Origin of the sequence: Pediococcus sp. AC40 (assembly GCF_030252485.1) — a bacterium.
GTDB classification, from domain to species: Bacteria; Bacillota; Bacilli; order Lactobacillales; family Lactobacillaceae; genus Pediococcus; species Pediococcus acidilactici.
The window spans coordinates 1,714,435-1,733,827 of record NZ_CP127012.1 but is presented as its reverse complement, the minus strand read 5'-3'; the positions used below and the strand labels follow the sequence as shown (position 1 = coordinate 1,733,827).

19 protein-coding genes and 1 riboswitch are annotated in these 19,393 nt (G+C 42.4%); of the genes, 15 read left to right on the top strand and 4 right to left on the bottom strand.

Features of this window, described 5'->3' with window-relative positions; genetic code table 11:
• Window positions 1-232: 232 nt before the first annotated feature.
• Both NL111_RS08605 and NL111_RS08600 read left to right on the top strand, forming a co-directional pair.
• Window positions 233-1,372: a serine hydrolase domain-containing protein gene (locus NL111_RS08605; RefSeq protein ID WP_004166187.1), complete on the top strand. Its 1,140-nt coding sequence runs from the start codon at window positions 233-235 to the stop codon at window positions 1,370-1,372.
• Between the two features lie 68 nt (window positions 1,373-1,440).
• On the top strand, window positions 1,441-2,646 hold the full coding sequence (locus NL111_RS08600) for a CDP-glycerol glycerophosphotransferase family protein (RefSeq protein WP_285110156.1): 1,206 nt from the start codon (window positions 1,441-1,443) through the stop codon (window positions 2,644-2,646).
• Window positions 2,647-2,835: 189 nt separating this feature from the next.
• Here the strand turns inward: NL111_RS08600 and NL111_RS08595 are convergent, their stop codons facing one another.
• Together NL111_RS08595 and NL111_RS08590 are read right to left on the bottom strand one after the other, a co-directional pair.
• A complete protein-coding gene (locus NL111_RS08595; protein WP_002832441.1) occupies window positions 2,836-3,600 on the bottom strand; it encodes a DUF4811 domain-containing protein in 765 nt (254 codons plus the stop codon).
• On the bottom strand, window positions 3,600-5,078 hold the full coding sequence (locus NL111_RS08590; RefSeq protein ID WP_004166185.1) for an MDR family MFS transporter: 1,479 nt from the start codon (window positions 5,076-5,078) through the stop codon (window positions 3,600-3,602). The genes NL111_RS08595 and NL111_RS08590 overlap by 1 nt, the downstream gene beginning before the upstream one ends.
• A gap of 151 nt (window positions 5,079-5,229) precedes the next feature.
• Here NL111_RS08590 and NL111_RS08585 point away from each other — a divergent pair, with 151 nt between their 5' ends.
• The 9 genes from NL111_RS08585 to NL111_RS08545 all read left to right on the top strand — a co-directional run bounded on the left by NL111_RS08585 (window position 5,230) and on the right by NL111_RS08545 (window position 13,154).
• Window positions 5,230-5,682 (top strand): MerR family transcriptional regulator, encoded by a 453-nt coding sequence (locus tag NL111_RS08585; RefSeq protein WP_002832437.1) that lies wholly within the window; start codon window positions 5,230-5,232, stop codon window positions 5,680-5,682.
• A gap of 52 nt (window positions 5,683-5,734) precedes the next feature.
• A riboswitch (FMN riboswitch) is annotated at window positions 5,735-5,859 on the top strand.
• Window positions 5,860-5,984: 125 nt separating this feature from the next.
• Entirely contained in the window at window positions 5,985-6,566 is a 582-nt protein-coding gene (locus tag NL111_RS08580; RefSeq protein WP_056985174.1) for an ECF transporter S component, read from the top strand.
• Between the two features lie 330 nt (window positions 6,567-6,896).
• Window positions 6,897-7,421, top strand: a complete 525-nt coding sequence (locus NL111_RS08575) for a biotin transporter BioY (protein WP_002832434.1) — start codon at window positions 6,897-6,899, stop codon at window positions 7,419-7,421.
• Between the two features lie 282 nt (window positions 7,422-7,703).
• Entirely contained in the window at window positions 7,704-7,856 is a 153-nt protein-coding gene (locus tag NL111_RS08570) for a teichoic acid D-Ala incorporation-associated protein DltX (protein WP_004166183.1), read from the top strand.
• A gap of 14 nt (window positions 7,857-7,870) precedes the next feature.
• Window positions 7,871-9,397 (top strand): D-alanine--poly(phosphoribitol) ligase subunit DltA, encoded by a 1,527-nt coding sequence (dltA, locus tag NL111_RS08565; protein WP_285110155.1) that lies wholly within the window; start codon window positions 7,871-7,873, stop codon window positions 9,395-9,397.
• The gene (dltB, locus tag NL111_RS08560) at window positions 9,397-10,599 is read left to right on the top strand and encodes a D-alanyl-lipoteichoic acid biosynthesis protein DltB (RefSeq protein WP_087115922.1); all 1,203 of its coding nucleotides are present in this window, start codon (window positions 9,397-9,399) and stop codon (window positions 10,597-10,599) included. Before dltA ends, dltB begins: the two co-directional genes overlap by 1 nt.
• Before the next feature lie 16 nt (window positions 10,600-10,615).
• Window positions 10,616-10,858 (top strand): D-alanine--poly(phosphoribitol) ligase subunit DltC, encoded by a 243-nt coding sequence (gene dltC / locus NL111_RS08555; protein ID WP_002829698.1) that lies wholly within the window; start codon window positions 10,616-10,618, stop codon window positions 10,856-10,858.
• Entirely contained in the window at window positions 10,851-12,137 is a 1,287-nt protein-coding gene (dltD, locus tag NL111_RS08550) for a D-alanyl-lipoteichoic acid biosynthesis protein DltD (RefSeq protein WP_285110154.1), read from the top strand. Before dltC ends, dltD begins: the two co-directional genes overlap by 8 nt.
• A 186-nt stretch (window positions 12,138-12,323) precedes the next feature.
• Window positions 12,324-13,154 (top strand): YitT family protein, encoded by an 831-nt coding sequence (locus NL111_RS08545; RefSeq protein ID WP_002832429.1) that lies wholly within the window; start codon window positions 12,324-12,326, stop codon window positions 13,152-13,154.
• 234 nt (window positions 13,155-13,388) lie between these two features.
• Here the strand turns inward: NL111_RS08545 and NL111_RS08540 are convergent, their stop codons facing one another.
• Complete coding sequence (locus tag NL111_RS08540; RefSeq protein ID WP_002832427.1) at window positions 13,389-15,248, bottom strand: FAD/NAD(P)-binding protein; 1,860 nt, start codon at window positions 15,246-15,248, stop codon at window positions 13,389-13,391.
• A gap of 258 nt (window positions 15,249-15,506) precedes the next feature.
• On the opposite strand from NL111_RS08540, the gene NL111_RS08535 reads away from it, so the two are divergent.
• Complete coding sequence (locus NL111_RS08535) at window positions 15,507-16,145, top strand: HAD family hydrolase (RefSeq protein WP_285110590.1); 639 nt, start codon at window positions 15,507-15,509, stop codon at window positions 16,143-16,145.
• 112 nt (window positions 16,146-16,257) lie between these two features.
• Here NL111_RS08535 and NL111_RS08530 read toward each other — a convergent pair whose 3' ends face one another.
• A complete protein-coding gene (locus tag NL111_RS08530; protein ID WP_002832425.1) occupies window positions 16,258-16,503 on the bottom strand; it encodes a hypothetical protein in 246 nt (81 codons plus the stop codon).
• A 259-nt stretch (window positions 16,504-16,762) separates the two neighbouring features.
• Between NL111_RS08530 and NL111_RS08525 the strand changes: the two genes are divergently transcribed.
• From NL111_RS08525 to NL111_RS08515, 3 genes are all read left to right on the top strand, one after another.
• Window positions 16,763-17,371 carry a CPBP family intramembrane glutamic endopeptidase gene (locus NL111_RS08525; RefSeq protein WP_036672063.1) on the top strand — a complete coding sequence of 203 codons (609 nt, stop codon included), beginning with the start codon at window positions 16,763-16,765 and terminating at the stop codon, window positions 17,369-17,371.
• An 18-nt stretch (window positions 17,372-17,389) separates the two neighbouring features.
• The gene (locus NL111_RS08520; RefSeq protein ID WP_285110153.1) at window positions 17,390-18,730 is read left to right on the top strand and encodes an MATE family efflux transporter; all 1,341 of its coding nucleotides are present in this window, start codon (window positions 17,390-17,392) and stop codon (window positions 18,728-18,730) included.
• A gap of 72 nt (window positions 18,731-18,802) precedes the next feature.
• Window positions 18,803-19,345 carry a hypothetical protein gene (locus NL111_RS08515; RefSeq protein WP_002829713.1) on the top strand — a complete coding sequence of 181 codons (543 nt, stop codon included), beginning with the start codon at window positions 18,803-18,805 and terminating at the stop codon, window positions 19,343-19,345.
• The last annotated feature ends 48 nt before the right edge of the window (window positions 19,346-19,393 follow it).

Here is a 19,393-nt window from a genome sequence, read left to right as displayed (position 1 = left end):
AGAGGACACAATTTGGTCCTAAGATAAGGAAAATACCCTATTTATTGGACAAATGCAAACGATACCAATTAGCAAACCAAATTGACTTATTTAACTATTTTAAAAGTCATTTTATTAAAGTATTGGTTGGTAATGCTTAAACTTATACTTAATTTTTCTGCTTAAGCTAGTTCTTTCTCGTCAATTAGTGTAAAACTATATCTGGTAAATTTATTTGGGGGAGAAATAGAAAATGTCAAGAAAATTGATCAATAAATTAATTGTTGGAGGACTAATTATCCTTGCACTAGTACTAATCTGGGGCCAAGCAAGTGTATATTTAAGAAGGCCAGCAAATACAGAAAAGCATAGTTATCCTGCAATTACGCAGGCAGCTCACTCCGCGGAGAAAGGGCGGCTTCGACGGGCACTCTCACCGACCGGGTTTAGCGGCTCAGCAATTTTAGTAGAGAACAACCAAATTGTTGATAGTTACACAGCGGGAGTGGAGGATAATGAGAGTGGTAAAAATAATCGGCTAACTACTGCTTATGAAATTGATTCTTTGCAAAAATCACTCACGGCTGGACTAGTAATGACTTTGGTTAATAGGCATGAAATCGCGCTTACGGATCACCTTAATCAGTACATAACGGGAATTCCGGGCTCTGCAGAGGTTACCATTCGTCAACTGCTGGACATGACTTCGGGATTATCATTGCCTAAGCTCAGTTATAAGGGCGACAGTCTGCCTAGAACCCAGTACTTAAAAATTCTTAGAAGGAACGTTAAATTTCAACCACAAAAATACGGTAAGTGGAATTACCAACCCGTTAACTATGTATTATTATCGATGATTTTGGAAAAGGTGACGGGAGATAATTACCAACAATTATTCGCGGAACGCTACACGGGCAAATTGAAGTTACAACAAACCGTATTTGCAACTGATACTACTGGAATTGACGTTGCTAGAGGATACCGCCTAAAAAAACAGGGCAATATGGTTAAACAAGTCTTGCAACAGCCTAATATGGCCACGGTTGAATCAGAGTTAGGCACTGGACAAGTGTATATGTCTGCACCGGATTATTATAAAGTATTGTCTAAATTACTAAATGGGGATTTGTTGGGCAAGCAAACTACGCAATCGTTATATCGACCAATTAACTTTGCTCAAGTTAGGTATCATGGTGGCCTTTATACAGAGAAGCAATCTTTTTACGGAGCTAACGGTTACGGATATGGTTTTGAGGACCATGTACGGATTAGTCCGGATGGCAAAAAAGCTTTCGTAGTATTTAGCAATCTTCAAGGTAATCGCTCAAAACAGCCTTCATTGAGGCAAGTGGTGGATAAATTAACTAATCAGTACTTTAATGTTGGAAAATAGTGTACTATTTTAGGTGCATAAAATATATCCTAGTAATAAATAAAAATGTTTAAAAGGAGGGGAAACGCATGAAACTTGATACGTTCATTGAAAAAGTCAAACGCCGCCTCCTAACCTACGCCTTTAAAATTAACTACCGGCCCGCAAAGCAGCCCACCGTTATTTTTGAAAGCTTTGGAGGGCGACAAATTAGTGACTCGCCGTTAGCAATTTATAAAGAAATGAAAAAAGAACATCCCGATTATCGATTAATCTGGGTGGTGAATAAGCAACTGGTTGAAGAAGGGTTTCCGAATGGAGAACGTTACGATTATGTGGTTCGGGGATCTTTTAAATGGGTGCGCACGGTTGAAAAAGCACACGTCTGGGTTGAAAATGCCCGGCTGCCTCGTTGGGTAAAAAAGCCGGCGCACGTTAAAATACTACAAACTTGGCACGGCACACCGCTGAAAAAGTTGGGCTTGGATATTGCACAAGTAACCATGCCCGGGACCACTACGGAAAAATATCACGAAAATTTTGTTCATGAAGCAAACCGGTGGGATGCATTAATCAGTCCTAACGCCTATTCTACGAAAATTTTTCGGCAAGCTTTCGGTTACCAAAACGAAATTTTGGAAATTGGTTACCCACGCAATGACGAATTAGCGCATCCCAGCGCAGCTAAAATTCGGCAGCTTAAAGAAAAGTTAGGGATTCCCCTGGATAAAAAGGTGGTCTTATACGCACCAACTTATCGAGATAACCAATTTTTCACCAAGGGAAAGTATGCTTTTAGCCTACCGTTTGATTTGGCAAAATTACGGGATACGCTTGGAGAGGATACAGTTTTGCTTTTACGGATGCACTATTTGATTGCTAACGCGGTGGATCTTACTGGTGTAGAAGACTTCGCAATTGATGTATCGAATTACCCGGACGTTGCGGATTTGTACTTAGCTGCGGACGTGTTGGTTACGGATTACTCCAGCGTTTTCTTTGATTATGCATACTTAAAACGGCCCATTGTGTTCTTTCCATATGATTATGAAACTTATCGCGACGAACTTCGTGGATTTTATCTGGACTATCAAAAAGATTTACCGGGCAAGATTGTTTACAACGAAGACGAACTGACTCATGAATTAGCTCAACTCGCTAAGGAAACTCAGCAACAGCCAAGTTCCCAATTCGAACAATTTTACGCAAGGTTCTGCGCCATTCACGCGGGTGATGCAGCGGCCCAGGCGACAAATTGGGTAAATCAACAGTTGCAAGCTTACGAGGCTAAATAAGCAAGGTGAATTTTATGAGCGGTGTTCTTGCCCAGTAGTTGCGCTAAAACGACGCCAGCGGCTTTTAAAGGGGCCTAACGGACTTGTAAAACCAATAATTAACTACGATGGTCTTTGGAATTAATCAATAAATGAAAAAACTTCGCAAGAATCGGAATTCTTGCGAAGTTTTTTTGATTGGTAGCTAAACTACTTCTTAGCTTGTTCAATTAGTTTTTGCATCATTTGTGCTTGATACTCGGCACTAAACTTCTTGGTAGCTTCAGCAGTTGTTTGATCGGTTAACTTCTTCTGCTCGGCAGGACTCATCCGGGGATTTTTCTGCAAAGCAGCTTTTAAGGTGTTCTTAACCGTTGCGGTTACCTTAGCTTTTACGTACTTAGTAGCATCCTTTTTCATAGAAGCTTGGTTTTGTTTAACCAATTTTTGCAATTTAGCGGCTTCGGTAGTTGACAAGGTTGGCCAATTCTTAGGCACGTAGAAGGTGTTGAGCCGGTGGGAAACTTCCCGGTCGTTCCCGGCGATTCCAAACCAAAGGCGGTAGGTATCATTTTTGTATACCCAACGGGTGGTTTTCTTCTCTAAACGGGCTTGGTCGTCGTTAGTAGTCTTAACCCGGTTAGTAGTTTTTTCCAATTCGGTGTGGGAAGTTTTCTTTTTGTCCGCATCCTTTTTATAAACGTAAACTCGTTCCTTACCATCGGTCCCAATATTCTTATAAAGTAACATGGGCATTTGTTTTGAAGGTGAAACTGAGTAAACGGTTTGGGTGGTTGTTTCGGTGATCTTCTTCATTCCGAAATGTTCCCGGTCGTTCATTACCAATAGCGCTACTGAGCCAACGACCACGATGGCAGAAATTGCGGTACAGATGTAACGAACCACGGGTTTGGGAATTAGGGTCATTGAAACAAAGGTTGCGATCACAGCAAGTATTAGTAGAAAAATAATCATTATTTTTCACCTCCAGCTTGAGGTTGTACTTCGGCTGAACTACCAGAACGGTTGCTAACAAAGAAGGCAATGATTAGACCTAAAGCACTGAAGGCAACCGCGATCCAAAACGATGCGTGGTAACCACTGATAGTGGCATTAAAGGCTTGGTCTTTGTAAGCAAGTGGTTCAGCTTTTAATAAGTGTTTAGCAGGCATTTGGTTATTAGTAACGTTGGTTAGCACACTGACTAAAATGGCAGTTCCCATCGAACTAGCAACTTGCCGAAGGGTGTTGTTAACCGCGGTTCCGTGCCCCATCTTGTCAAATGGCAACGAGTTCATTCCGGCAGTAGTAACCGGCATCATCGCCATTGAGATTCCAGCCATCCGAATTGCGTATAACACGATGATGTAAAGCATTGGAGTGGTCCGGGTAATGAAAGCAAATGGTAACGTTCCGATTGTTAACAAGAACATCCCGGTAGTCGCTAACCGGCGTGCCCCAATTCTATCGAAGAGACGTCCGGTAATCGGGCTAAGAACTCCCATCATTAATGCCCCAGGCAATAACGTTAATCCAGAATGAAAGGCAGATTCGCCACGTACAGTTTGGATGTAAAGAGGAAGAACCATTTCTGCACCGACCATGGCAATCATAGAAACCGAACTAAGGGTTGCTGAAATTGAAAATTCAGGAATCTTCAATACCCGTAGGTCAAGGAACGGATTTTTACTCCGTAATTGACGCGCCCCAAATAGGATTACGAAGATTGCCCCGATAATTAAGGTAGCTACAACTAAGGAATCAGTCCAGCCCTTGTCACCAACTTCAGAGAAGCCAAAGAGCAAGCTACCAAAACCAATGGTTGAAAGTGCAGCTGAAATCCAATCGAGTTGGGTGTGCTCCGTTTTCAAAACGTCTTTCATAAAGAAGAAACCAGCAATTAAAACTACAATGACGATTGGAATAATCATCCCAAATAAAGTCCGCCAGTGGTAGTTATCAATGACCCATCCAGAAAGGGTCGGCCCAATTGCTGGAGCCACCCCGACAACTAGGCCGGCAAGTCCCATCGCTGAACCACGTTGGTTAGCGGGGAAAATGGTTAGCATCATGGTCTGCAAAAGGGGCATCGTAATTCCGACCCCTAGCGCTTGGATTAGTCGTCCAGCAAGGAGTACTGAAAACGACGGGGCTACGTAACAGAACGTGGTCCCAATTAAAAATATCGTCATGGCTGAAAGGTATAGCCGCTTGGAAGGAATCCGGCTAGTCAACCAGGCGCTAATGGGAATCATGATCCCGTTGACCATCAAGAAACCAGTCGTGAGCCATTGCACAGTCGAGGTACTGATATCGAAGGCCTTCATTAAAGTAGGAAAGGCCGTGGTTAAAATGGTTTGGTTCAAAACGGTACAAAATGAACCAATTAAAAGCACAAGGATCAATAAAGACCGCTTATAGGGTTTTCCATGTGCATCAAATGCTTGTGTCATAAGCTTACAACCTCTTTTCATAAAAACTATTCTTAGATACTATAGTCCGGTATACCATCTTTGTCAACTTATTTGACAAAGATGTTAGAGAAGTTATAATTAAATTAAATAAACGGACAAAGTCAATCAGGTTAACTTCAGGAGGAGAATCATGGGAAATCCGTCAGATCGGGTCGATATGTTAAAAAGAATCATTGCGAGCGAGTCTTTGTTACTAAGTATTGGCGATGTGGCAAAGGCAATTGATGTGTCACCTCGTCAATTACGTTACTGGGAAAAGAAAGGCTACGTAAAGACCAATGTATCAGAGTCGGGCCAGCGTAAATATACGTACCCTGCACTTATTCAAGCCGGAAACATTGCCCATTACCTTAATAAGGGGTATACGTTAGCGATGGCAGCTAAAAAAGCCGAGAATAATCGTAAATTAATGAAAATGCTCCGAATTTTTTTGCAGTCCCGGGTAAACAAGGGCTACGAAATTGAAAACGGCTATGAAATCGACTTGGGTGAAGTGAAGAACTTACCTGCGGAAGAACACCTGCTGATAGACGTGATGCAAGACGGTGAAAGCTATTTCAAAATCAAAAAAACAAATGATTGACGAAGATTAATTAGTAGGCTATATTTATAGTGAAATACTTATAAAAAATAAGGTTCATCTTCAAGGGGCAGGGTGTAATTCCCGACCGGTGGTACAGTCCATGACCTGTCATTTTTGACAGCTGATTCGGTGAAATTCCGAAACCGATAGTTAAAGTCTAGATAAAGGGAGATTGAATTTATTGACGCGCACTGAATTTTTTAATTCGGTTTTTAACGCTGTTGCCCCGAACTCGAGCAACGGCGTTTTTTTGTGGAAATAAGTTACCAAGAAGGTGCTCCGATTCTAAAGGAGGCAGTAACATGAGTGTTTCTAAAGTTAATAAGATGGTGATTGTCGCAATGCTGGCAGCCATTTCGTTTGTGTTGATTTTCATTGATTTTCCGATTTTACCGGGGTTTTCGTTCTTAAAGATTGACTTTGCGGACGTACCGGTCTTGATCGGAACCGTTTTGTTTGGGCCCGTGTGGGGAATGGCGACGGCTGGATTAGCTGGGCTATTGGACATTATTGTTCGGGATAGCAACCCGGCGGGAGCCCTTGGAGCGGTAGCAAATTGGATGGCGGCGGTAGCGTACGTTCTACCAATCTATTCGTTTTTGAAGCGTGCAGAAGATCAGCCGCATCACCAAGCTGTGATGGCGCTAGTTAAGGGAGTGCTATTAGGAACGGCCTTGATGACCGTGGTGATGAGTGTGGCAAATCTGTTTGTTTTGTTACCACTGTATATGAAATTGGCAAGTTTCCAAATAAATATCTCGACGTTAAATATGGTGTTGTACGGGGTGCTACCGTTCAACATTTTAAAGGGAATCATAGTAGGAGCAGTAATTGGATTACTGTACTTTAGGCTGATGCCGATAGTGAGAAGGGGAGAAAAATAAAGAGCGTTCTGGAACCCGGGTAGCTCTTGAGGATTAACAGAAACAGGGACTAATCGCGTTTTTGGCGATTGGTCCCTGTTTTGGTTAACCGGAGAGAGCTGGGTTCCAGAACGCGGGTTAGCCAGTTCGCTAAACTACGGAGATTAGGCTCGCGACAGTCCTAATTTTAAAAATTACTACATATATAATATCGGTTAACGGTTACCGAAAATAGCAGCTAATGCGCAACATGCTATAATAAAGCTTCATCAAAAATGGTTGATAAACAACATTTTTGGAATAAGGTAATTCAACTGTTCGGTTGGAAGGCCAAATTTAGAGGTGAAGTTTATGCGGCTTGACGCACGAAATATAACAAAAATGGCATTATTACTGGCAATTATCATTGGGTTGGGATTGGTTCCTAATCTTCCAATAGGATTGATTCCGGTTCCCATCACGGTGCAAAATATTGGAATTTTATTAGTGGGGTTAATCCTTACTCCAGGAGAAGCCGCAATCACCATCGGCGCGTTTCTGCTACTGGCCTTGGTAGGCATACCAGTCTTAACCGGAATGCGGGGCGGAGTAGCCGTATTTATGGGGCCGACGGGCGGTTACCTATTGGGGTATCTTGTAGGAGCAGTGTTATTGGCATGGTGGACGTCACATGGTCGACAAGATTGGTTTGGCCTCTTTGCAAAAGTTGCCATCATTGCGGTTCTAGTAATTGATTTATTGGGAATTGTTGGATTTGCAATTAATATGCGGATGGCCTTTTTTAAGGCAGTACTTGCAAACGCCATTTTCATTCCTGGGGACGTCATTAAGTCCGCTTTAGTGGCGTTGATAGGACGACGTTTAAAAATAAAATAGACGCTACAAAGCTAAAATTTAGTCAAGACCAGCTCCCGGAGGCTAAATTTTAGCTTTTTTTAAACTTTTATGAGATAAATTTGATAAACGCCGTAACGACGGAAATAATCGGCAGATAATTTATGAATAGAATGTGACAAATGTGAACTTTTTAAGCCCGTAATGTTACGGTTACTTTACAAAAAATTCAAATCATGCCATAATTTTGCGTAACGTTTAGCAGGGTTAGCGACCTAACGCAACCTTTGCAAACTAAACCAATAGCAAAAAACAGGGGGGATTGTGGTGATCGGTTTTCTTAAGAATCTGTGGCAACACGATTCGGTTAAATTCATCACAAGGACAGTATTTTACTTTTTAGTTTTTGTGATTTTACTTTATTTATACGGGTATAGTGGAATGTCTGGCGGGACTTTCATTTACAATGAATTTTAGCAGGAGGTTTTGATTTGCAAAAAGTTACAAACGTAATTGAAAAGATTGATTCAATTGCCCAAGAGCATCCGGACTGGATTGCTTATGATTATTTGGGAAATACGCACACATATGGTGAATTAAAAGCTTTTTCAGATAATTTAGCGGCTTACATTTTAGAACAAAATATTATGGAACAAGCTCCCATTATGATTTATGGGGGACAAACATTTGAAATGGTGGCGGCCTTTTTAGGAGCAGTTAAAAGCGGTCACGCTTACGTTCCAATTGACCGGCATTCTAATCCAGAACGGTTAACCATGATCAATGAGATTGCGCATCCTGGGATGTGTATTGCCATTGAAGACTTACCAGTTTCTTTAGATGACTTGCCGATTTTGGAAGGCCAGGAGCTTTCAGACGTGTTTGCAGATTCGCAAAGCGTAGAGCTAGATCAGGCGGTCACCGGAGATGAAAACTACTACATTATTTTCACTTCGGGAACCACGGGTAAACCAAAGGGAGTTCAAATCAGTCATAACAATCTATTGAGCTTTGTTAACTGGCAAATGGACCAGTTCGATTTACCTGACCGTCCGGTAACCTTGTCGCAACCGCCATATTCGTTTGATTTATCGGTAATGGACCTATACGCTACTTTGGTGTTAGGAGGAACTTTAAAGGCGGTTCCTAAGACGGTTACCGATAATTTCAAGGAACTTTTCGAAATTTTACCAACGTTAGGGTTAAACGTCTGGGTTTCAACGCCATCTTTCATGGACGTATGCCTATTGCAACCAACTTTTGATGCGGATCACTATCCGGCACTATCCCGGTTCTTGTTCTGTGGTGAAGAGTTATCACATGCGACGGCCCAAGCTTTAAAACAACGTTTTCCAGAAGCGCGGATTTTTAACACGTACGGTCCGACGGAATCAACAGTTGCGGTTTCGGCAATCGAAATTACGGACGCCGTGCTGGAACAAAACGACCGGTTACCAATCGGCCGGTTGAAACCGGACATGGGCGGTTTCATCATCGATATGGATAACAACGTTGTTAAGGCTGGTAACGAAGGTGAATTGGTAATTTATGGCCCAGCGGTTTCAAAGGGTTACATTAATAATCCAACCAAAACTAACGAAGTCTTCTTCAAGTATGAAGGACATCCGGCATACAAGACCGGTGATTTGGTGGTAATGGATCAAGATGGGCTCCTCTACTACCGCGGTCGAACTGATTTTCAAATTAAATTACACGGTTACCGGATTGAACTTGAAGAGGTTAACCATTACTTGAACAACGACCCGCTCATCAAGGCGGGAATTGCCGTGCCTAAGTACGGTAAAGACCAAAAAGTTGCGCAACTAGTCGCGTACGTAATTCCGGCAACGGATGAATATGATTCACAAATTAAACTCACGGTGGCCATTAAGGACAGTTTGAAGGCTAACATGATGGAATACATGGTCCCGAACCGGTTTATTTTTGTTGAAGAATTGCCACAAACGGCGAACGGCAAGATTGACATAAAAAGTATGATCGCGCGGGTTAACTCATGATGTGGACAGCGACACCTTACGAAAACCCGACTTACTTTTTCATGTTAGCCATTGCCCTAGTGCCCATTGTGATTGGGATGCTACGGGGACGCCGTTTTCACTGGTACGAACTGTTAGTATCGTTTTTCTTCTTGTTGCTAACCTTTGGGGGACCAAAGTGGCAACAGGGAATTGCCTTAATTGGTTATTTAATCTTCCAGGTGATATTGGTTTCACTATATAACCGCTATCGCAAGCAGCATAACGCGACCGGAGTTTTCGTAGGGGCCGTAATACTGGCAATTTTGCCCCTAGCAGTGGTCAAAATGACGCCGTTATTGCAATCAGGTAACTCTTCGTTAATCGGATTCCTCGGAATTAGTTACCTAACTTTCAAGGCGGTTCAGACCATCATGGAAATTCGCGACGGGGTCTTGAAGGATTACGATCCGTGGTTCTTCCTGCAGTTTTTGGCCTTCTTCCCGACAATTTCTTCTGGGCCAATTGACCGGTACCGGCGCTTTAAGAAGGATTATTTAAACGTCCCTGAACGGGGACACTACTTGGACCTGTTGGAAAAGGGAGTGCACTACCTTTTCTTAGGGTTTGTGTATAAATTTATGCTATCTTACGTATTTGGTTCCTTACTTTTGCCAAGGGTCCAACACATTGCTTTACAAACGGACGGTCTCTCTTGGGGCCTGCTGGGCGTAATGTACGTTTACAGTTTTTACCTATTCTTTGATTTTGCGGGTTATAGTTTGTTCGCGGTAGCCATTAGCTACTTCATGGGGGTCGAAACTCCGATGAACTTCAAGCAACCGTTCAAATCGCACAACATCAAAGAATTCTGGAATCGTTGGCACATTACCTTGTCATTCTGGTTCCGCGATTATGTTTACATGCGGCTCGTGTTTTTCTTCATGAAGCACAAGACCTTTAAGAGTCCTAAGACGACGGCAAACGTAACTTACGTTTTAAACATGTTGTTAATGGGATTTTGGCATGGGGAAACCTGGTATTACATCCTCTATGGTTTGATTCATGGGGTCGCCCTCGTAATCAACGACTGGTGGCTTGGATTTAAGAAAAAGAATCCGGGACGCTTACCGCATAACCGGTGGACGGAAGCACTTTCGATTTTCATTACCTTTAATTTCGTGTGCTTCACTTTCCTAGTTTTCTCAGGATTTCTAGATAAACTATTTTTTGTTAAATACTAAAGGAGATTAATTAATTATGGACGTAAAAGAAACAGTTTTGAATATTTTGACAGATTTAATTGGTACGGACGTTAGCAACAGTATGGATGATAACCTTTTTGACGCAGGTCTATTGGATTCAATGGGTACGGTTCAATTATTGTTGCAATTACAAACTGAACTAGGAATTGAAGTTCCCGTATCTGAATTTGAACGTAGCGAATGGGACACCCCAAATAAAATCATTGCTAAAGTAAAGGAACTTCAAGCTCGTGGCTAAAAGGTTATGGATGATTTTTGGCCCCGTTTTAGCGGCAGCGCTGATTTTAATCGGACTTTTATTTTCCCCATTCAAAATAAATAAGATTAACTCAGCCGTTGAGCAAAAATCAGCTACGGCATTGTCCCCAGATACGCTCAAAGGAGATGCCGTAAAACGGGCCGCCTTAGAAAATGGGAATTACGTTCCCTTTTTTGGGTCTTCAGAACTTTCCCGGTTTGATTTAGCCCATCCGTCCGTAATGGCGGAAAAGTATGATTGGGACTTCCGTCCATTTTTACTAGGAGCACCGGGGACCCAATCGTTGACCCATTATTTTGAAATGCAGGGAATTAATCCCCAATTGAAAAATAAAAAGGCCGTCTTTGTGATTTCACCACAGTGGTTTGTAAGAAAAGGAGCGGACCCGCATGCCTTTGCATTTTACTTCTCGCAATTGCAAGCCGTTAACTTCTTGGAAAACCAAACTGGAAAGCCAAGTGAACGATACGCTGCTAAACGGTTGCTAACCATGTTAGACGACCGGAGTAACAGCACTAACCGTCAAGTAATTAACGCGTTAGATCGGGTAGCTAACGGGCAGCAGGTAACTTCGGGACAACGGACTTACTTGAAGTACTATAAGCGGTTGTTGGCTCACGAAGACCAGCTCTTTTCGCCGCTTAGCTTGCAAGGAACTAATCAGGACCATATTAACCGGCAGGTCGAAGCATTACCTAATAGCCCGTCGGATGGGATGATTCAACAAGCTTTGACCCGCCAAGCTAAACGGCAAACGTCAAACAACCAGTTTGGGATTCAAAACCAGTTTTATAATAAACGTTTGAAGAAACGGATTGCTGCTTTTGAAGGGATGCAAAAGCATTACGATTATACACGTTCGCCTGAATTTGCTGACTTCCAGCTAATTTTGGATCAATTTGCGAAAAATCATACCCAAGTGCTCTTTATCATCCCGCCGGTTAACCAGGAGTGGGCGGATTACGTGGGCTTATCACAAGAAATGCTCCGTGGTTTTGACAAAAAAATAAATTACCAGCTGCAAAGTCAAGGATTCAACCAGATCCTCGATTTATCACGTGATGGTGGTAAGAAATACTTCATGCAAGATACCATCCATTTAGGCTGGTACGGTTGGTACGTGGTTGATCAAAACGTCAAGAATTTTGTTGACCAACCTAGCCAATCAACGCATTACCAAATTAAGCATCAATTCTTTGATGAAGATTGGCAACAGTTAAAACCATCTGATTTGAAAACTTATATCAAGAATAATTAATAACTTTTAGGTATAATAGAAAGAGAATCGGAGCTGGGGAGCCGAACGTCGCGACTTTGAAAATTGATTTTGGAATTTTGTGACTGACGATTGCTTTTGCAAAATTGCGAGAGCGGAATTGAAAGCTAGTCGAGCGTTTACCCACTCTTTTTAGATAACTAGTTTAAGGGAACGGGGGATAAATAGATGCGCGAGAAAAGTTTTCGGTTGGTCAGCCAGTTTGCCATCATGTTAGTCGCGCTAGAAGTTTTAGCGATTAGCATTAACATGTTTTACGCACCACATAACGTGGCTGCGGGAGGCGCAACGGGGATTTCAATTTTGTTAGAGGACGCCTTTGGCTGGAACCGGGCGCTGATTGTCTTTATCATTAACGTGGCAATGCTGATAGCGTCGTACTTTACATTGGGAAAACAGACTACGGCCCGAATTACGGTGGGCAGTTTGTTGTTACCAGTCTGTATGGCGGTGACGCCGAGTTTAAGTTTGGTATCGGACCGCACGTTAGCAGTGATTGTCGGAGGAGCACTGTACGCAATTGGAGTGGCGCTGTTATACCAAATTGATGCTTCCAGCGGGGGCACTACGGTACCGCCGTTGATTTTAAAAAAGTACTTTAACTTTAAAACTTCCGTGAGTCTGCTGGTGCTTGATACGATTGTTTGTCTGATGAATATCTTTAGTTCGGGAATGGAAGCTTTCATCCTAGCACTATTTTCATCGGTGATCACGCTGTTAGTGATGAATTATATTGAGACCGGAATTGACCGGAAGAAGAGTGTTTACATTATGAGTAGTCGACTTAGTGAAGTCGAGGAAATTATCTCGGAGTCGCTGGATCAAAGTTACACGAGTTTGAACGTGCAGGGAGGATTTTCGGGAGATAACCGCCGGATGCTAATGCTAGTGGTGGAAAATGCCGAATATCACCGAATTATTGAAAGAATTAGGGAAATTGACCCCAAGGCGTTCATTTTAACGACCAATGTGGCGGAGATTCATGGGGGACAATATTAATATAGAGGGTTTTGAAACCCGGGTAGCTCTTGAGGACTAACGGAATTAAGGGGATTAATCGCGATTTTGGCGATTGATCCCCTTAATTTGGTTAGCCGGAGAGAGCTGGGTTACAAAACCCGTTTCGACTATGTGGCAGAAAAGTATTTGTATTTAACGACCAATGAACTAAAAAAGGGGCCTCAGATTTCAAGCAGAAATCCGAGGTCCCTTTTCAATATTAAAATATCCAGTTTATTTAGCAAATATTTGGGCCGCAATTCGATCGGCAATTCGGAGTCGCACATCGTTAACTCCAGGAATTGGAGCCCCGTTAGTTAGCCAATGCCGCTTTTCGGTGGGAAGTCCCCAAACAAAGAAATGGGGTACCACGTTGCCGTTTTGATCGATCAGTTCAGCAGTGTCGTCCGTAACGTCCAATGCTCCGGTTTGGTAACTAGAACCATCGCGAAGCTGGAGGGTAAAGATCCGGGCCAGCCCCTGTTGCAGCAAGTTATTTACCAACGGGTTAGTGTTGTTGGCAGCGTTAGGCTGGGGTAAACGACCTTCAATCAAGACGTTACCAAAGTACTGTTGATGATCCGCAAGCCGGTTTGAATAAGTCATAAATTGATCATCACTCGTTTCAACCCTCATATCCGGGCCAATCAGAGTTAAAATGCCCGACTTGATAAGGGCTAAAATCTGCTCAATCCGAAATGCCGGCGGTCCGACCGCTAAGAAGCTATTTAAGGAATTAAAATGTTTGAGAACCTGCTCTACGTAGTCGTCAGCACTGATTAAACGGTAGGTAACCACTTTCCGAATGTTGGTACGTAATTCGCGTAGCTTTTCAATAGCGCTTGTAAATGGGGCGGTTAAGTTACCTTCGTTTGCCAAGTCCACGTCTTGCTGCAAGTAAGTCTTAATAAACTGGGTAAAGCTGGCAGCGTCGTTAACGTCTTTAGGAATCGGATTCTTCCATTCTTCCCAGTTGAGACGATCTTTAGCAGCAATGCCGTAGTTATCCAAGATTTTCTTGAATCCCTTTGTGCTAGCAGCTAGGTCGGCTTCAAAAGCAGATAGATCAATTTCTGGATAACTATTTTGCGCGAGGGTAACGTAGTAGGTTAACTCAACGTCCCATTGAATGCGGTTAATAAATTCTTCGCCGCTAATGGCTTGGTGTTGGCGAACAAGGTCGTCAACGTATTGGTCACTTAGGAAATAGCGCGGAAAAGTCTCGCCCACTGCCTTTTGGTCTAGTCCCCGAGCATGATAAGGCAATCCCCTCCGGGAGCTAGCGTAAATCGTAGGCTCATCACCAGAACGAGTATAAGTTAAGTTCCCATGTTCGTCGCGGTGGAAGGTTCCGCCACGCCGTTCGGTAAGTTCGGCGAGGTAGTCGATGAAACTTAGCCCTAACCCACGAATAATTACGTGATCGCTAGCAGCAACGTCGTCAACGTCCATCTCGGCCGGATACGCAATCGGAACGTACTTTAGTTGATGAGCAGCGGCAAAATCTTGCAACTGCCGTTCTTCTTTGCTTAACGGGTTGTTGCCTTCCCCTAAAGCAGCGGATACAACGTCCACGTTGTAAGCAGCATCTTGGGTGATGACTGTGTATTGCTGTGCATCTTTTTTAACGTTAGTCACCCACTCTGAACGAGGGATCACGCTAAAGTTATCCGGTAAATGATTAATAATTTGTTCGTAAAACCACTGTTGGTAGATGCCAAAAAGGGCTCGAGAACTGTAAGAGTGCTTGTTTAAGTTCGCTAATTCGTTTAAGAGAAGCTTTTGATGATGATATTGGTGTTCTTCGATAAAGCTGCGTCCGTTTGCTAGGGCCCAGTCAAGTAAACTCGGACCTTCATGAACCGGGCCAGCCATTTCAATAGATTGATCCGTGAATAAAGTAATTTTTTCGGCTAACGAATTCATTTTCAGTTCGTGGTTTTGGTCAGGATTCCAAACTCGACCACCAATTCCGAAGGGATCAAATAGTGATATTTCGACATTGGCTGAGTAATTGGTACTGATTCCCCAACAAACTAAACGTTCGAGGGCCATTAAGTTGCGCGGACCCGCGCCGATTAAAGCAATTTTCATATTGTCCACCCCGTTTGTTTTTCACCTTTATCATAGCATAATAACGAAAGCTTGCGGCGAGGCTTTCCGGGACTACTAGGTGAGAAAGGCTACAAAAATAAGGTAATTGTATAAAAAAATGAAATCGAATACATCTTTTTTGCTCAACTAGGTAAATAAAAGTAAAAAAAGTGGAATTGAAAGCGATTTTCCCTTTTTATCTACGGGCAAACGGCGTAGTATAAATGTAAAATCACAATGAGTGGAAGGATAACGATGATGTATAAAGTAGTATTGTTTGACTTAGACAACACCTTATTAAAAACTGAAGACGCTTCGGTGGCCGCATTAAGCTACGCTCTGAAACAAGACGGCGTGACGGTTACCCCGGAGGCAATTATTAGTCTGATGGGAATCCCTGGTTTAGAGATGGCTAAACAATTGGGTGCTCCTAATCCGGAAAAGACCATCGCAATCTTTAATGAACAAATTGGTAAAGAAGTCGATTTGATTAAACCATACGACGGAATTGGGGCAATGTTTACCGGTTTGCATGAACTTGATGTGGAGTATGGGATTGTTACTTCCAAATTAAAACGAGTCTTTGATGACGAGATGAAGCATTTCCCTAAGATTCAACAGATTAAACGGGTGGTCTTTTCTGACGATACACAAAAACATAAGCCAAATCCTGATCCGATTTTATTTGGGATCAAAAAATACTTTGCAGAAATGGATTTAAAGGATGTCTTGTACGTAGGAGATTCGTTATTTGATATGCAGGCAGCCCACGCAGCGGGAGTAGACTTTGCTAACGCCGGCTGGGGTGCCATCCCAACTAATGATTTCTCAGAGGCAGAATACGTGTTGCAAAAGCCTGAACAGCTTTTGGACATCGTGCAACGGTCAAGGAAATAGATGTGAAATTAAATGGGCGGTGGAGCAGGAAGCCATATTAGCTGCGAAACAGCCCTAAAAAAGAGGTTGAGAAAATTAAGCAATTTTCTCAACCTCTGTTGTTTATCTAGTTTTACATTGAAGGTACCAACCAGTCGTTTTCTAACAAGTGGTGAAATTGTTTTGTGATCGGTAGCCACAGTTTGTTGTTGATGATGTCCTTCAAGCATTGCCAAAATAATGGGTCGCGTGCTTGGCGGGCGGTGGGGTAAACAAATATGTATTCACCAGTCCGCGTCCGGGCTTTGATTTTATTATTTTCGTGTCCGATAAGTTGGACTTCCAAATACTCGCGCATATTCGGATCGTTGATAATCATTCGCATCATCCTCCCTCACTTCTATAAGGCTACCATGTGGAGGCCAAAGAGGGGCAAAATTTGCTCAGAATTTAGCACATCTTAAATAAAAAAATATTTTCTTAAATATATCAAACTTAGTGGAGTTATTAATTGCATTTTAAAGATAAAGCGACTATCATCTTTCAAGCTGAATAATTCAACTAAGGCTAAGGAGGAGTTTCTTCTGAAAGGTCTTAACGTTATTAAAAATTGTCTGTTTTTAGTTTTACTTTTTGCGATGGATCAAGTAATTTCATTACCGCAAATAGCGGCAATGCATATTCACGACTCCCATCCAGTTGTACACGTCCTTTTGGTGGTAGTGTACACTTTGACCACTCTAGCAGTGGTGATTTTTTTGGTTCAATTTTACCGTTATAAAGTGCGCAAAAATCATAGTGATTTCGCTAATTACCCGTTGAACAGTAAGCACTTTCGGATTATGTTATTAATGGTTGGGTTATGGTTCATTTTTATGCTTCTGCAGACTTGGTACGTAACCTACTTTAATATTGGTACTTCGGAAAACCAATCGGCTATTGAACAACTACTACGGGACACGCCAATTTGGACGTGGGTTGACGCAGTACTAGTCGCTCCGGTTATTGAAGAACTGATTTTCCGGGGCCTCTTTTTTGAGTTCTTCTTTACCAAAGATAGTCGGCTGGTACGCATAATTGGCGTGGTAGTTAACGGCGCTCTTTTTGGCGGATTGCACGACCTAGGCGCTAGTTTCCCAATTTACGCAATCATGGGAATGCTGCTAGCGATCACCTATTTATGGACCAAGGATATCAAATATAGCATCACGCTCCACATCATAAATAATTTTATTTCATTTTTATAACGGCTACGGAGGATTAATATGGATAGTATTTTAACTAAAGGAAGCCCAATTAAGGGAATTATCTTATTCAGTATTCCGCTGCTTTTAGGTAATATTTTCCAACAAATTTACACCCTCTCCGACACCTTGATTGTTGGCCGGGTGGTCGGGGTACAAGCCCTAGCTGCGGTAGGGGCTACCAGTGGGCTGACCTTTTTGATCATTGGGTTTGCCCAAGGGATGACGACCGGGTTATCGATTATCACTGCCCAGCACTATGGCGCGGGGGATTTACGAGCGGTCAAACAAAGTTTTGCAACTAGCATTTGGATTTGTGGCGGATTGGTATTGTTGCTCACCCCGCTTAGCGTTTGGGCAACCCGACCATTACTACGGTTAATGCAGACGCCGGCTAACATTATTGATGGAGCCGCAATTTTCTTATCCATTATCTTTGGCGGACTAATGGCAACCATGTTTTTTAACCTATTTTCCAATATGCTTCGGGCGTTAGGAAATAGTCGTTTGCCACTGATTTTCTTGGTGATTGCCTGCATTATTAACGTAGTTTTGGACATCATCTTGATTGTTTTCATGCACGTTGGAATCGCTGGTGCAGGGATTGCTACGGTTACGGCCCAGTTGATTTCTTGTTTTCTATGTTGGTTTTATATCAAGGCTCGGGTTCCGGCGTTGTCCCTCGAATGGCGGGAAATCACTACAAATTGGACGTTAATTAAAGAACAAATTCGGATTGGTTTACCAATGGGATTCCAAGCTTCAATCATCGCAATTGGCTCGATTATTTTACAAATTTCGTTAAACCATTTGGGTTCATCAGCAATTGCAGCGTACACCGCTGCTGGAAAAGTGGACCAATTGGCGACTCAGCCAATGATGTCGTTAGGAATTACGATGGCAACTTTTACCGCGCAAAACTTTGGTGCTAAGCAATACAAACGGATATTGAAGGGGATTCGCCAAGCGTTAACTACGTCGATTAGTTATGGTTTCGTGATGGGAATTTTGATTATTTTAAATAGTCGGACGTTAGTAAACCTGTTTATCGGAAATTCAGAACAACATATTACTAATTTGGCACATCAATATTTTGTAATTGTCAGCATGAGTTACTTCCTGTTGGCAATCCTGTTTATTGTGCGATACACCCTACAAGGATTTGGGAAGAGTATGGCACCTACGTTAGCAGGGGTCGCAGAATTGCTTTCCCGGATGTTAGTGGGGATTTGGGTAGTACCTGCCTTTGGCTTTATCGGAGCCTGCACGGCAAACCCGTTAGCTTGGCTAGGATCAAATTTAGTGTTGATTTGGTCCTATGTCCAAGTTGTTCGCCAATTAAGACGGGAACCTGAAGCATAAAGTGTTTTTTAAAGTGCTAGGGCACTATAATAAAGTTAGTAGGTTGTGAGTGTAGAGAAGGGGGTTTGGTTAATGATTTTTACGTATGACGTATTAAAGGACGTAATTAGTACGGGAAAACCAATTATCATTAATGAACAAAGTCAAATACAAAAATTAATGGCGGATAAAATCGCCGCAATTAAGTTCGTCTCGAAAATTAAAAATGAGCATGAATACTATTGTTTCTTGGAGTTAAATCCGGGGAAGGGCATTGTATTTTCTTCCGATGGCAACACTTTTGATGGTTTTAGCGTTTTTCAAATTCCATTAAGTGAGTTTTATTTTGACGTTGATGTTGATAAAGGCATAATTGGAATTGAAGACGGTGTGGGTAACGAAACCGACTTTTTAGATTTATTCACGGGTCCGTCAATTGGCGAATTCAGTCGGAAGTACCACCATGCTAGTGACGAAGAAATCATGCACGGGAACACGTATGAAATGACCGATCGTTATCTAGGGGATTATTTAGGTTTTGAAGGCGAAGATGCCCAAAAACTTAACTTGACGTTGCTGCGTTTTTTGATGGCGGTATACTTTGACCAAAACCCCGCAAGCAAGCCGGTTAAATAACTAGATAGATTGGCGCTAGTTTAAGAAAAAGCCGGCGGATGAAAAACA